Origin of the sequence: Sphingomonas metalli (assembly GCF_014641735.1) — a bacterium.
In the GTDB taxonomy this organism is placed as follows: domain Bacteria; phylum Pseudomonadota; class Alphaproteobacteria; order Sphingomonadales; family Sphingomonadaceae; genus Sphingomonas; species Sphingomonas metalli.
This window is the reverse complement of sequence record NZ_BMIH01000001.1, coordinates 571,369-586,053: the sequence shown is the minus strand read 5'-3', so window position 1 is coordinate 586,053 and position 14,685 is coordinate 571,369. Positions and strand designations below refer to the sequence as shown.

Genomic DNA, 14,685 nt, shown 5'->3' with positions numbered 1-14,685 from the left:
CACCACCGCCTGAACGCACGCCGCGGCGGCAGGTGCCGGACGACAAGACGGCGTCGGTCGCGCGAGCGACCGACGCCGGAAGGTGGGGGCAGGTAAGACCTTGCGGTCAGAAGCGGCCGCGGATGCCGATCCGGTAGAAGCGTCCGAGCGTGTCGTAGAGCGCCGGGTTGACGTCGAGCCCGGTATTGGTCTGCGGCGAAGGTTCCGGATCATGGTCGAACAGATTGTCGACCTTGAAGAACATGCTGACCTGCCGGGTCACGTTGATCGATCCGCCGATGTCGAAGTAGAAGGCGCCCTTCATCCGGTTATAGTCGATCGTCGGATTGTTCGCGGTCGAGACGGGGCAGGTGCCGGGGGCGCACACGACATACTGATTGCCGATCACGCCGTCGCTGAACCAGCGCTGCTGGAGCGTCAGGCTGAACCGGTCGGTGTCGTAGCTTTCGATCGCCAGCCACTTCCAGTCGGGGATCGCGCCGCTGTTCGCACCGGCGCTGTCGATCGGAATGGTGCCGGGCAGGCCCAGGTCGGTCACGAACTTGATGACGTGCGTCGCCAGCGCCCGCACGGTGAAGTTGCCGCCGAGCCCGAGCGGGTTGCGCATCTGGTAGCTCGCCTCGATGTCGAAGCCGTCGGTCTTGATCGAGGCGACGTTGAAGGCCTGGACGTTGACGAAGTTCGGTCCGGCGGTGTTCTGCAGGTTGAAGGCGCCGCAGGTCTCCGTGTTGCCCTGGAAGCAGAGGTTGACGATCTGCGCCGCCGACAGGCTGGAGACGACGTCGTCGACCTTGATCTTGTAATAGTCGAACGACACGCTGAGGCCCGGCAGCCAGCTGGGCCGCGCCAGGACGATCCCCGCCTCGGTGCTGCGCGCGATTTCCGGGCGCAGATTGGGATTGCCGATCGAATTCTGGATGATCAGCACCTGGGTGTTACGGAACGGATCGGTGAAGTTGGGCACCGTGGTGGTGGTCGGCGCGGCGAACAGTTCCGAGAGGTTGGGCGCACGCACGTCGCGCGAGGTGACGGCACGCAGGCGGATCCCGTCGAGCGGCGTGTCGTAGGTGCCGCCGACCTTCCACGAATAGACCAGGCCCGAGGTCGAGTAACGGGTGGCGCGACCGGCCAGGTTCAGATTGGCGCGGCCCGCTGCCTTGGAGTCGATCAGGGGCAGGTTGAGCTCGAGAAAGCTTTCGAGCACATGATATTGGCCGCGGCCGTTCTTGTAGTTGCCGGCATACCAGTTGTTGCCGGCCGGCAGCAGAACCGGATCGGCCGGATAGTCGGTCGAATTCGGGCTGATGGACGACACGCCCGCGCCATAGGGGTCGGCATTCACCCGGTAGAATTCGCGGCGGTATTCGAGCCCTGCGGCGACCGCGAGCGGCCCTGCCCACAGGTCGATCGGCGTACCGGAGATGCTGCCCGCCGCCGCGTCCTGCGTCTGCTTGGTATGTTGGAACGGGCCCTTGTCCGGGGCGATGTAGGTCAGCGCGCCGGCCGAGGGGGTGAAGGCCCCGAAGATGTTGATCGGCTGGCATCCGCCGGCCCGCGCGGTGGCATCGGCGCAGACGATCTGCCCGTTGATCCGCGTCGCGTTGATCGCCTGGTCGTATCGCCGGTTCAGGATGATGTTGTCGACATTGATGTCGGTGATGTTGATGCCGTGTTCGTAATAGGCGTCATAGGTCCAGGACGTACCGGCCAGATCGGCCTTGCCCTTCAGGCCGGCGACGAAGCGATACTGGCGGCGATCGGTGTTGACCTTGATGTTCGGCAGGATCGCGTTGCTGAGGCCGTAGGTGAACTGGGTGATGCCGTTCTGCGCGCAGGCCTGGCTGATCGTGGTCGGCAGATAGGGGTTGGCGCACTGGATCACGAGGCCGGTGCGTGACGCACCGGGGTTCGGCTGGTTGCTGGTCTTCACCTGGGCGACGTTCGCGGTGACGTAGAATTCCATGTCGGGCGCGATGTCGTAGCCGATGCGCGTATAGCCGTTGACGCGCTGGAGCGCCGACTGGAGCGAGGTGCCCGAGCCGACATGGCCCGACTGGTCGCCGCCGACGCAGAAGCCGACATAGCAGCCGATGACGTTGCCGGCGGCGTTCTTCGCCGGCACGCCGTTCGAACCGTAGTTGAAGGCGAACGGCACGCCGTCCGCATTGAAGGCGATGCCCTGAAGCGGGCCGGAACTGATCAGGCCGTATTTGGTGTACTGGTAGGCCTGGCCGTGATCGCGGTAGAGGAATTGCGGATTGCCGTTGTTGCGGATGCCGGTATCGACCAGCGTCGTCGCCCGGTACCAGTCGCGGCTGCCGGCGAGGTCCTCGCCGAAATTGCCCGGGCCGACGCCCTCGTCATGGGCATATTCGCCGCTGAGGATGACGTGGAGCTTGTCGTCCGCAAAGGCCTTGCCGACCGCCAGCTGCGCCAGCACCTGCCCGCCATCGCCATAGGTGGTGACGCCGGACTGGAGGTTGCCCTTGATCCCGGTGAAGCGGGTATCGGTGACGAAGTTGATGACGCCGCCGACCGCATCGGAGCCATAGGAGGCCGAGGCGCCGCCGGTGACGATGTCGACCCGCTTGATCAGCAATTGGGGAAACTGGCTGATGTCGGGCACGCCGGTGACGTTCGCGCCGACCACGCGCTGGCCGTCGAGCAGGGTCAGGGTGCGGATCGTGCCGAGGCCGCGCAGCGAGAAGGAGCTGAGGCCCTGCTGGCCGCTCGACGTGCTGAACGTGCCCGTCGCCGCGCCGGTCGAACCCTGGAGCGAAGGCAGCTGCGCGACCGTATTGAAGATGTTGGGCTGGGCGTTCTTGAGGATCTGGTCCTCGCCGATCACCGTCGTCGGAGTCGGTGCGGTGAAGCCGGTGGCGGTGATGCGCGTGCCGGTGACGACGATGTCGGACGCCGAGGCGCCGGTCTCCTGACCCTCGGCCGCACCGTCGGTGGTCGAACCCGGGCGCACCAGCCGATCGGGGGCGGCGGGATCGGCGGTGCGGGTGGAATCGGGCAGGTCTGCCTGGGTCGCGGCCTGATCCTGGGGCTGCGTCGTCTGCGCCCAAGCCGGCATCGCCGCGATCGCCGCGGCCAGCACGGCAAGGCTGGTAACGTTATCAAACAGGCGGGTGCGAGAGCCGCGGTTGCGCTTGGCCTTATCCATCATCCATCCCCTTATCGTTCCGGGCCCGCGCCGTTCATTCGGGCTGGTGCCCCCGGTCGAACGCTGTGCAGTCTACTCCAAGCGGGTCGGCGGAGCATCTACGACCAAAGTCGCGAGCATCACGGGCGTGCGCTGAAGAGGGCGTGATGCGACAGGATGAACAGGGTCCGCCCGTCCGCACCGCCGAACAGCAGCTGCAGCGGCCGCTGCGGAACGTCGATCCGGCCCAGCTCGCGACCATCGGGCGCATAGACGAAGACTTGTCCGTTCGCGACATAGACCCGCCCGTCCGGACCGGTCGCCACGCTCTCGCCGCCGCGCGCTGCGAAGGGCTTGAGGTCGGTCAGCGCGCCGCCCGCGCCGAGCAGGGCGCTATAGGTACGGTCTTCCGAGCCGTTGGCGACGTAAATGCGCTCGCCGATCCGTCCGGTCACGAAGCCATAGGTGTCGAGTGTGTCGGAGAAGCGCCAGCCGGTGTGATCCGCCGGCCCCTGCTGCCAGACGCGGAAGGCGGGCAGCGCGATGCTGCCGTCGGGCGAGACGTAGAGCTGCGCCTTGGGCTGCGCGGCATCGCGCGCGAACATTTCCGCCAGCGTGGTGAACCGGTCGCGGGCGGGATCATATTGGTCGCGAAACTCGCCATTGTTCCAGAAGCTGCCCGGCACCGCGAGGATCCCCGTCCCGCGGGCCGCGGCCGGCGTCGGCGCGATCGTCTCGATGGCCTGCGGGCGAGCCGGGTCGAGGCTGTAGACCGTCGCCGCCGCGCCCGCCGAGGACAGGACCAGCAGCCGCCCCGAACGGTCGACCGCAAGGTTGACCGGGTCGAGCGGCGCGTCGGCGACGACCGACAGGCCTTCCTGCTCCGTCCAGCCATGGATGCGCTGGGCCGGCCGGTCGACGAAGTAGAGCTTGCCGCGGGCATCGACCGCGCCGCCGCCCAGCGCGTGGAAGGCGTCGGCGAGTTTCCTGACGGGGGCGAGGGGCGCGGTCGGCGCCGGCAGGGCCGCGTCGGTGACATCGAGCACGGCGAATTCCCGCTCGCGGACGACTGCGCCGCGGGTCACGTCGGTGATCGCATTCTCGTAGGGGTATTTGCTCGCCCGCAGATAGGTGCCGCAGCCATTCGCGTCGCAGGTGGCGAACCCGCTTTCGGCATTCACATGGACGTTGCGGAACCGGATGTTGCTCGACCCGTAGAGCACCACCGCCGAAGGGGCAGGCTGGAGCGAGCGGGTGACGCGATAGCCGTGATAGTTGGCGAACAGGATGTCGCGCGAGTTGCGCACCTCCAGCGACACCGCGTCGCGGCTCTCGCCCGCCTCCTCCTCGGTCTGGGGCGCGAGGAACTGCCAGTTGCGCACGCCGTCCAGCACGATCTCGGCCCGCCGGTGATGCTCCGCCGACATCTGGTAGACATGGCCCGGCGTGTCGGTGTTCGAGACGTGGAGGCCCGCCGCCGCGTAGGTGTTCGGCGTCCACAGCCCGTTGAAGGTACCGCCCCCGCCATCGGTCACCCACAGGCTGGCGAACTGCCCGTCCCAGCGCTTGCCCGGGTCGGGATCGGCGCTGTGGTCGGCGTTGTACGGCTCCAGCCGGCTGCCGTCCGCGAGGAAGGTGCCGTGCCCGCCCTGGAACTTGACGTCGTCGACCAGCGACTGGGCGCCGGCGCGCCAGAGCAGCGCGGTCGCGCGCGGGTTGCGGCCGCCGGTGAACAGCCCCAGTCCGGAAACGATCGCGCCGCCGCCCTTCGCGCTCTCGATCAACCCGCGCGGACTGCCGATCCCGCGATAGAGCGGGCTGTCCTCGGCCAGCACGATCTGGGTCAGGCTGGGGTGGAGGCCGATCAGCACGGTGTCGGGCCGCAGCCGCAAGGTGTCGGACACGCGATAGAAGCCGGCGGGGAAATAGAGGAAGCGATGCGTGTCGATCGCGCGCTGGAGCGCCGCGGTGTCGTCGGCCGCATTGTCGCCGCGCACGCCCAGGTCGCGCACATTCGCCCAGGCGGAGACGGGCGGCAGCGCCCTGATCGCCGCAGCGGGGCCGCGGGGCAGGGCGGCAAGCGGGCTCGCCACCATCCGCGTTTCGTAGGTGCCGAGGGTGCCCAGACCCGGCAGCGTCAGCCCATAGGTGAAGGCGCGCACGCGGTAGCGCGCCGCGGGTCCTGCAACCTCGCGCCCGCTGTCGCGAAAGCGGGCGAAGACCGGCGTGCCGCTCGCCACCGCATTGTCGAAGCCGATCTGGGTATAGGCATTGCCTTCGTTGCTGACGATCACGCCGGCGCGCGCGACATTCTCGAATCGGACGTCGCGGCCGAACAGCCAGTCGCCATAGCCGCGGTCGATCTCCACTCCGACCGGCACGTTGCGGAACACGGTGTTGACCAGCGTCAGTCCCGCCTCATGCTCGCGGATCGCGGCATCGCGCTGTCCCTCGAACAGCGAGTCGAGCAGGGTGTACGGCCAGGCCGGCGACGGCTTCTCGGTCAGGATGCCGTAGCGCCCCCCATAGAAGCGCAGGTCCATGCCCAAATTGCCGACCTGATAGATGCCGGCCAGCGCCGACCCCAGGCGGAAATCGATATGGCTGAGATAGGCGTGCTGCGCGGTGTGGAAGCGGACGGCGGTCGCCGCCGGATTGCCCTCGCCGATCTCGAAATCGACATTGGCCATCGCCGAGTAGAAGGTGCCGGAATTGGCATCGGCGATGCCCGGATCGAAGGGTACGCTGGTCGGGGGCGGAACCGGCACGGGTCGCGCGGCGGGCTCGCCGGGTGCGGCGCGCCGGTTGCCGGTAAAGACGATCATGCTGCCGACGCCCCGCTGGAAGCCGTGCGTGGCAGGGGCGAGGACGAAGACGGGGCGGGTCCGGCCGGTCCCGAACAGGCGCACGCCCGGCCAGACATAGAGGCTGCGGGCCAGGCGATAGCGGCCGGCGGGCAGGAAGACGATGCCGCCGCCGCCCTGGCCGGCAGCGGCGTCGAGCGCCTGCTGGATCGCGGCGGTGGCGTCCGTCGTCCCGTCGCACGGCGCGGCGACGGTGATCGCGCGCGGATCGACGGGCGCGGCGGTGAAGGCCGAGCGCGACGGCCCGGCGGCGAGGGCGGGCAGCGCGGCGCCGGCGAGCAGCACCATGGCGAGCGCGCGGCCCGCACGAAATGTCCGGGGGCTGGCGGTCATCACGGGCAACTCCGTCTCGCAGGAAAATATCGGCCTGGCCCCGTGCGATAGGATCGCCTGTGGCCGCCGACGATTGCGACAAAGGTCGTAATGGCCAAGCCGGTGCGTGGCACGGATAGCTGCATACCGGGTCGGCAGGGACAGGGATGGTGCAGGCACTCAGCGAACGAGACGATTCCGGCGGACCGAGCGCGCGATCCCGACGCGTGCAGGGCATCGTCGTGATGGGCGTCAGCGGATCGGGCAAGTCGACGCTGTCCGCCCGGCTCGGCGCGGCGCTCGATTGCCCGGTGCTGGAGGGTGACGACTATCACTCGGCCGCCAATGTCGCGAAGATGGAGGGCGGCCATCCGCTGACCGACGCCGATCGCTGGCCCTGGCTCGACCGTCTAGGTGCGGCCCTGGGCGAGGCTGCGTCCGCGCACGGTATCGCGGTGGCAGCCTGTTCGGCGCTGAAGCGCAGCTATCGCGAGCGGCTCGCGTCGGCGTCGGCGGTGCCGCTGCGCTTCGTGCTGCTCGCCACCGATGCCGACGAGATCGCGCGCCGGATGGCATCGCGCGCCGGCCACTATATGCCGCCCAGCCTGCTGGGCAGCCAGCTCGCGACACTCGAACCGCCGGGCGCCGACGAACCGGCGATCACGCTCGACGCAGCAGAAAGGCCGGACACCTTGTGCCGTCAGGCGCTCGAATGGGTGGACGGGGTGCCGGTCTAGGACCTACACCGGCCTGAGGGCATCGCCCGGCCGTCCGACCCGGATGGGCATATCTACAGCTGAATTACACGACATTGACCCGTTCGTGTTGAGCGAAGTCGAAGCACAGGTGAGTCTCAGGCCCTTCGACTACGCTCAGGGCGAACGGTAAGAGGTGGGCTAACCTCAAGTCATCTTGCTCTATAGATCACGGCATCAGCCGCTTGCGGCCCTGGGACAGGTGCCAGCGCATCGCCAGCGCGGCGCCGTCGGCATCCTGCGCGCGGATCGCATCGACGATCGCGTCATGCTCCTCCATCATCGCGCCGAGCACCTCGGGCGGGCGCGAGCGGGAGATGTCGACACCGGCGCGCAGGATCTTGAGCACCTCGTCCTGGAGGTGGTCGAACACGGGCAGGAAGGCGGCATTGCCGGTCGCCTCGGCGATTGCGCGATGGAGCAGCCAGTCCTCGTCATGCGCCGGCGCGGCGGAGAGCAGGGCCGTGCGCAATGCCGCCAGCCGCTGTTCGATCTCCTCGAGCTGTTGCGGCGATCGTCGCTGCGCCGCCAGCCGCGCCGCCTCCGCCTCCAGCACGAAGCGCACCTCGTAGGTGCCGAGCGTCGTCGCCAGCGCGTCCATCGGCATGTGCGTGCCGAGACGGGCGGAGGGCCGGCGCTTGACATAGGAGCCCGCACCCCGCCGCGCCTCGGTGATCCCGTCCGACGCCAGCCGGGCCAGCGCCTCGCGCACGATGGTGCGGGACATGCCGAACATCTCGGCCAGCCGCGCCTCCGAGGGCAGGCGATCCCCGGCGGCGAGATCCTCGTCGGTGATGATGCGGACGATCGCCGTATAGGCCCGCTCCGCCAGCCGTCCCTCGCTCATCGCCTGTCCCCTCCGGCCCGGTCAGATGACATGGCTCAGCACCAGCACCATGGCCAGGCCGACCACCGAGATGGCCGTTTCCAGCAGCGACCAGGTCCGGAAGGTGTCTGCGGTGCTGGTTCCGACATAGCTCTTGACCAGCCAGAAGCCGGGATCGTTCACATGGCTGAAGAAGACCGAGCCGGCGCCGATCGCCAGCACGACGAGTTCGGGCGAGACGCCCGAGCTGGCGACGACGCCCGGCATCACCCCGACCGCGGTGATCGTGGCGACCGTCGCCGATCCCGCCGCCAGCCGGATGCCGACCGCCACCAGCCAGCCGAGCAACAGCGGCGAGATCGCGTACATCAGCACCACGCGCGCGAGCAGGTCCGACAGGCCGGCGCTGACCAGCACCTGCTTCAGCGCGCCGCCCGCGCCGATCGCCAGCAGGATCGCGCCCGCCGCGCCCATCGTCTCGTGCCACACGGCGTCCTGGATCGCCGACTCGCGCAGCCGGCGGCCGAACAGGACGGGCAGGGCGAGGAGGTTGGTGACGAGCAGCGCCACGACCGGGTTGCTCGCCGCCACCAGCGGCGCGCTGCCGCGCAGGCCGGGCGCCATCTGCGCCAGCTCGCCGGTCGCGATCAGCAGCACTGGGAGCAGCACGATCAGCAGCGCCAGCGCGCGCGGCGGTGTCGCGATGCCGAGCGCATGATCGCCCAGCACCGGCGGCGCGAGCCGGACGCCCCGCGTCGTCACCTTCGCCAGCACCGGTCCGGCCAGGATCGCGGTGGGGATGGCGATGATGATGCCGTAGAGCATCGTCAGCCCCAGATTGGCACCCAGCGCCTCGACCGCCAGCAGCGGTCCGGGATGCGGCGGCACCAGCGCATGGACGACGCCCAGTCCAGCCAGCGCCGGCATGATCAGCCGCAGCTTCGCGGCGTCGCGCGCCGCGTCATCGGTGCCCCCCATCGCCTCCGCCGCGGCGACCACGATGGGCAGGAGCAGGACCAGCCCGGTCTCGAAGAACAGCGGCAGGCCGATGACGATCGCGATGCCCAGCGTCGCCCAGGGCGCGGCCCGCACGCCGGTCAGCGACAGCGCGCCCCGCGCCAGCGAGGCGGCGGCACCAGACAGGTGCAGCATGGCGCCCAGCGACAGGCCCAGCGCCACGACGAACCCGGTGCCGCCGATGATGTCGCCGACGCCCTTCTGCACCGCCTTGGCGATATCGGGCAGCGGCAGCCCGGCGAGCAGCCCGACCGTGAATGCGCCGCAAAGCAGGCCGATAAAGGGATGGAGCCGCCCGCGCACGATCATCAGCACGGCGAGCAGGATGCCGGCGAGCGCCGCACCGACCAGCCGCAGGTCGTCGCCGGTCACGGCCTGTGCCCCCATGCCGAACGACCCCAGGTCCGCGCTGTCTGCATCGGCACTCCCTCCCATGGATCGGCGACGCCTTCGCCTGCCGATATTGTGCATAGCTGTACGACAGATTTTTGCAGAACCGCAAGAAAAAGCCTTGATTGCCAATGAAAACAGCGCGCATAGACTAAAGCTGTCCAACCGAATCCGGCTCAAGGCGATCGGAGGACAGGCGATCATCGGCGGTCCTCGCCGCACGGTCGCACGGCATGGCCGACCAGAGGAGGATGATGATGGAAGCGACCGTGGAAACCGCCCCCGCCGGTGGACCCGTATCGCCGCTCGTACAGCTGACGCCCACCCAGATGAAGGTGTTGCGCGGCGTGCATAGCGGGCAGCTCAACAAGCAGATCGCCTATGAACTCGGCATCGCCGAGGCGACGGTGAAGGCGCACATGACCGCGCTGATGCGCAAGCTGAACGTGCGCAACCGCACTCAGGTCGCGATCGCGGCGCAAGCCTTGCAGATCTGACCGGCTACGACTTTGGTCGAGCCTGATGGCGCGATCCCCGCTGACTAGAAAAAACCGTGTAAAGACAACGGGAGATCGATGATGAAGGCCCTGTGGCTGCTTGGCGCCGCGACTGTGCTGCCGGCCGTTCCGGCGCGCGCGGCCCCGCCCTCCCAATCGGTCTATCGCAGCGCGCCGGCGGAGCCGCGGGCGGTGACGGTGCGGGGCGTCGGCGACGGGCGGGCGGACGACAGCGCCGCGATCCAGCAGGCGATCGACGCAGCCGCCGCGGGCGGGCATGGCGGCATCGTCTTCCTTCCCTCCGGCCGCTATCGGATCAGCCGCACCATCTTCGTGCGGACCGCGGTCCGCCTGTTCGGCGTCGGTCCGACGCGGCCGGAAATCGTGCTGGCCGACAACAGCGCGGGCTTCGGCGAGGGCGTGGCGGCGATGGTCGCCTTTACCGGCGAGGATCAGTATCGCGCCGGCAAGCCTGCGGTGCCGCCGCCCACCAGCGTTCCGTTCGATCCGACGATCTTCGACGCGACGTCGAGCACCTTCTACTCCGCGCTCGCCAACATCGATTTCAGGATCGGGGCGGGCAATGCCGGCGCTGTGGCGGTTCGGTTCCGCGTCGCGCAGCACGGCTATATCCGCCATGCCGACTTCCATATCGGCTCGGGCCTTGCCGGCGTCTACCAGGCGGGCAACGAGTTCGAGGATCTGCGCTTCTTCGGCGGCCGCTACGGCATCATCTCGGAAAAGACCTCGCCCGCCTGGCAGTTCACGCTGATCGACAGCGAGTTCGAGGGCCAGCGCGACGCCGCGATCCGCGAGCATGAGGTGGACCTGACGCTGGTCAACGTCGCAATCCGCAACACGCCGGTCGGGATCGAGATCGATCGCGGCTATTCGGATTCGCTCTGGGGCAAGGATGTCCGCTTCGAGAATGTCGCCGATGCCGGCGTCGTCGTTTCCGAGGAGAAGAGCGTCTTCACCCAGATCGGGTTCGACAACGCGGTCGGGCTCAACACGCCGGTCTTCGCGCGCTTCCGCGACAGCGGCCGGACGGTTGCGGGATCGGGCCCGCGCTATCGCGTCGCCGACTTCTCCTATGGCCTCAAGCTGCCCGGCCTCGGCGCGACCGGCGACTATGCGCTCGACGTGGCGATGACGCCGCTCGCCCGCGCTCCGGCGCGCCCGGCGGCCGCGATCCGGGCGCTGCCTCCGGTGCGCGAATGGGCGAATGCCCGTGATCTGGGGGTGAAGGGCGACGACGCGACCGATGATACCGCGGCGCTTCAGCGGGCGATCGACACGCATCGCGTCGTCTATCTGCCGATGGGCCGCTATCGCGTCACCGACACGCTGAAGCTGCGGCCGGACAGCGTGCTGATCGCGCTGCATCCCAGCCTCACCCATCTCTACCTGCCCGACGACGCGCCCGGCTATCGCGGCGTCGGCGGACCCAAGGCGCTGCTCGAGAGCGCGAAGGGGGGCAATGCGATCGTCCACGGCCTCGGCCTCTGGACGGGCGGCGTGAACCCGCGCGCGACGGCGCTGCTGTGGAAGGCGGGCGAGGCGTCGATGGTCAACGACGTCAAGATCCAGGGCGGCGGCGGCACGGTCCTGACCGCGGGCAGCCCGATCGGCTTCGGCGATCCGCGCGCGCGCTTCGACGGGCAGAATCCCAGCATCTGGGTGACCGATGGCGGCGGCGGCACCTTCTCGGCGATCTGGTCGCCCAATACCCTGGCATCGGCCGGCTTCTACGTCTCCGACACGAAGACGCCGGGCCATGTCTACCAGCTGTCGGCCGAGCATCACTACCGGGCCGAGATCGTCCTCGACCATGTCGAGAACTGGGAGTTCCTCGCACCCCAGACCGAGCAGGAGGTGCGCGACGGCGTCAACGCGATCTCGACCGAGATGCGCCATTCGCGCAACATCCTGTTCGCCAACTATCACGGCTATCGCGTCACCCGCTCGGCCAAGCCGATGGATGCGGCCGTCAGGATCTATGACTCGGGCGATATCCGCTTCCGCAACGTCCATGTGAACGCCGAGAGCGGCTTTTCGAGCTGCGATGCGAAAGGCTGCGGCACCTATACCCGCGCGAGCAAATATCCGTTTGAGAACGCGATCAAGGATATGACGCGGCAGCAGGAGGTGCGCGAGCGCGAGTTCGCGAAGCTCGACGTGCCCGCCGCGCCCGCCGCGGCTGCCACCGCCTCCGCCGTGCCGGTGTCGCCCGGCGTGGAAAGGCTGGCCGACGGCTTCTATTCGATCGCGGGCGGCGCGGTCGATGCGAAGGGCAAGCTCTATTTCATCGACCGCGAGTTCCAGCGCATTCATGGCTGGTCGCGCGGCGAGGGCCTGTCGATCGTCGCCGACGCGCCGCTCGACCCGGTCAACCTCGCGATCGATCGCTCGGGCCGGCTGATGGTCCTGTCCTCGGCGGGACGGGACGGCAGCGTCTACAGCATCGATCCGGACAAGCCGAACGACGTGCGCGTCATCGCGCCGACCGCCGCCCGGCCCCGCCGCGGCGCGGCGACGCTGCTGCCGGTCAATGTCTGGGCGAACGGCGAGTTCGCCGATCGCATCGATCCCAAGACCTACGCATTCCCGCCGCTGTCCAGCTTCTTCACCGACAATATGGGAGAGGCGAAGCCGCAGGACTATGTCTCGCCCGACGGATCGCTGGTCCTGCCGGCCTTCCGCGTCTGGAACCAGGGGCCGGACGATCACCGCGGCTGGCGATGGTCCGACACGCTCGACAGCTATGGTCTCGTCGCCAGCGATGCGGACGGCCGGGTGGTACTGACCAACGCCTCGGAAAATCGCACCTATAGCGGCCGTGTTGGGGAAGGCGGGCGGCTGACCGACCTGAAGGTCGTCGCGGATCGTGGGGGCGAGAGCGTCGCGCGCGACGCGGCCGGCAACCTCTATGTCGCGAACGGCCAGATCTTCGTCTACCGCCCCGACGGCACGCTGGTCCGCCGCATCGACACGCCCGAACGACCCCTGCAATTGCTGATCGGCGGCGAGGGCGGGCGGACGCTCTTCATCCTCAGCCACCATACGCTGTACGGGATGGGTCTGTAGGGAGCCGCGCGCAGCCCCTCCCGCAGGGGAGGGGCCGGCAGGCCTATCGTTTCACCGGCAGCTTCATGCCGAGCAGCACCAGCTTGCCGCCGGTGATCCCGAACCAGTGCGGCACGCCGGCCGGCACCAGGATCACGTCGCCCGGCCCCAGCGTGCGGGTGGTGCCGCCGACGATCCGCTCGCCCTCGGTCAGGTCGGGATTGACGACCTTCGGGGTATCGAGCGTGCCGCCCGAGATCAGCGTGCCCGAGCCTTCGATCACGATGGCATATTCCGCCTGTTCGGGATGGACGGCGGGGCGGCCCGGTTTCTTCCAATATTCCAGCGCGGCGACGCGGCTGTCGTCGCGTACCAGCGGCTGCCAGGCGAAGCCCTGACCCGGCTTCATCGCGCGCGCCATCGCGGCGACCTGCGCCTTCACCTCGGCGCCCGACGCGAAGGCGGTGGGATCGGGCGCCTGCGCGGCGGCGGGGGCGGCGAGGGCGGCGAGCAGCGCGAGCCGGACGGGGCGGGCGAGACGGACGGCCGGGATCATGCGCGGCCATCCAGGCGGATGGTGCGGCCCTCGCGCGCAGAGCGGTAGATCGCCTCGACGATCCGCATGTCGCGCAGCCCCTCCTCGCCGGAGACGATCGGCTCCGCCCCGGTGCGCACGCATTGCACGAGGTGGTCGAGCTGCCCCGCGAACTGGGTCCTGGCGGGGCCCGGCGGCGGGCTGACCGCCTGCTCGCGCCCGTCCTTGCCCGTCCACATCCGGTTCCCCTCGTAACGGGTGGCCGGCTCCAGCTCTATCCGGCCCTTGTCACCCATCAGCAGGATGCGGTTCTGGTTGGCGCTGTACATCGACTGGCACCCGGCCAGTGCGCCCGAGGGGAATTCGAGCGTCCACTCGATCATGTCCTCCACCTCCCTGAAGCGCGGGTCGCTGCGGTCCGTCGATTCGCGCGCGGTGACGGCGACCGGCTCCTCGCCGGTCATGTAGCGCGCCGCCTGGAGACTGTAGACGCCCATGTCCATCAGCGAGCCGCCGCCCGACAGCGCGCGCTTCAGCCGCCAGCGCGACGGGTCGCCCTGCACGAAGCCGTGTTCGGAGCGGACATAGCGGATCTTCCCCGCCGCGCCGGTGTGCGCCAGCCGCATCGCCTCGAGGTTGAACGGTTCGAAATGGCAGCGATAGCCGATCATCAGCTTCCGTTTCGCCTGGCGGCAGGCGGCGATCATCGACTCGGCCTCCGCGACCGAGACCGCCATCGGCTTCTCGCACATGACATGCTTGCCGGCCCGGGCCGCGCGGATCGTATATTCCGCATGCATCGCATTGGGCAGGCAGACATAGACGATGTCGACATCGGGATTGTCGCGGATCCGGTCGAAATCGGCATAGGAATAGATCGAGCGCGCCGGCAGGCCATGCTCGTCCGCCACCCGCCGGGCCTTGGCGGGATCGCCGCTCACCACCGCTGCCAACCGGCTGTGTTCGCAGTTCTTGAACTGGGGGATGATCATGCCCAGGCCATAGCTGCCCAGCCCGACGATGGCGTAGCCGAGCTTGCCGTCGCCGCGCTGGGCGGCGCAGGCGGGCGCGCCGAGCGTCAGCGCGGCGGCGGACAGGACGAAGTCGCGGCGGTCGAGTTCCATGGCAGACGGTCTCCGGCGGAGGAATGGAGCGAAAGAGGAAGGGCACGCAGATGGCGCATGGCAGCCAATTTGGGCCTTCAACTCTCCCAATGGGGCGGGCAGCCGCCCTTTGGCTGCAGAGAATGACGAACGATATCAGCCGGTTCAAGAA

Annotated in this window: 9 protein-coding genes; 3 read left to right on the top strand and 6 right to left on the bottom strand. The window is 68.9% G+C overall.

Translation table 11 applies throughout. The features are described from left to right. Positions 1-106 precede the first annotated feature (106 nt). Both IEX18_RS03065 and IEX18_RS03060 read right to left on the bottom strand, forming a co-directional pair. Positions 107-3,169, bottom strand: a complete 3,063-nt coding sequence (locus IEX18_RS03065; RefSeq protein WP_373284524.1) for a TonB-dependent receptor domain-containing protein — start codon at positions 3,167-3,169, stop codon at positions 107-109. Between the two features lie 119 nt (positions 3,170-3,288). Then, positions 3,289-6,345 (bottom strand): glycosyl hydrolase family 28-related protein, encoded by a 3,057-nt coding sequence (locus IEX18_RS03060; RefSeq protein WP_188657168.1) that lies wholly within the window; start codon positions 6,343-6,345, stop codon positions 3,289-3,291. Positions 6,346-6,551: 206 nt separating this feature from the next. On the opposite strand from IEX18_RS03060, the gene IEX18_RS03055 reads away from it, so the two are divergent. Continuing rightward, a complete protein-coding gene (locus IEX18_RS03055) occupies positions 6,552-7,061 on the top strand; it encodes a gluconokinase (protein WP_373284518.1) in 510 nt (169 codons plus the stop codon). 187 nt (positions 7,062-7,248) lie between these two features. Here IEX18_RS03055 and IEX18_RS03050 read toward each other — a convergent pair whose 3' ends face one another. After that, complete coding sequence (locus IEX18_RS03050) at positions 7,249-7,926, bottom strand: FadR/GntR family transcriptional regulator (RefSeq protein ID WP_188657167.1); 678 nt, start codon at positions 7,924-7,926, stop codon at positions 7,249-7,251. Between the two features lie 21 nt (positions 7,927-7,947). Beyond that, positions 7,948-9,294: a GntP family permease gene (locus IEX18_RS03045; RefSeq protein ID WP_188657814.1), complete on the bottom strand. Its 1,347-nt coding sequence runs from the start codon at positions 9,292-9,294 to the stop codon at positions 7,948-7,950. Positions 9,295-9,569: 275 nt separating this feature from the next. Between IEX18_RS03045 and IEX18_RS03040 the strand changes: the two genes are divergently transcribed. After that, positions 9,570-9,809 (top strand): helix-turn-helix domain-containing protein, encoded by a 240-nt coding sequence (locus tag IEX18_RS03040; protein ID WP_188657166.1) that lies wholly within the window; start codon positions 9,570-9,572, stop codon positions 9,807-9,809. An 81-nt stretch (positions 9,810-9,890) separates the two neighbouring features. Then, the gene (locus IEX18_RS03035; protein ID WP_188657813.1) at positions 9,891-12,896 is read left to right on the top strand and encodes a glycosyl hydrolase family 28-related protein; all 3,006 of its coding nucleotides are present in this window, start codon (positions 9,891-9,893) and stop codon (positions 12,894-12,896) included. A gap of 43 nt (positions 12,897-12,939) precedes the next feature. On the opposite strand, the gene IEX18_RS03030 is transcribed toward IEX18_RS03035, so the two are convergent. Together IEX18_RS03030 and IEX18_RS03025 are read right to left on the bottom strand one after the other, a co-directional pair. After that, positions 12,940-13,431, bottom strand: a complete 492-nt coding sequence (locus IEX18_RS03030; RefSeq protein ID WP_188657165.1) for a cupin domain-containing protein — start codon at positions 13,429-13,431, stop codon at positions 12,940-12,942. Further along, positions 13,428-14,534, bottom strand: coding sequence for a Gfo/Idh/MocA family protein (locus IEX18_RS03025; RefSeq protein WP_188657164.1), 1,107 nt, complete (start codon positions 14,532-14,534; stop codon positions 13,428-13,430). The genes IEX18_RS03030 and IEX18_RS03025 overlap by 4 nt, the downstream gene beginning before the upstream one ends. Between the last annotated feature and the right edge of the window lie 151 nt (positions 14,535-14,685).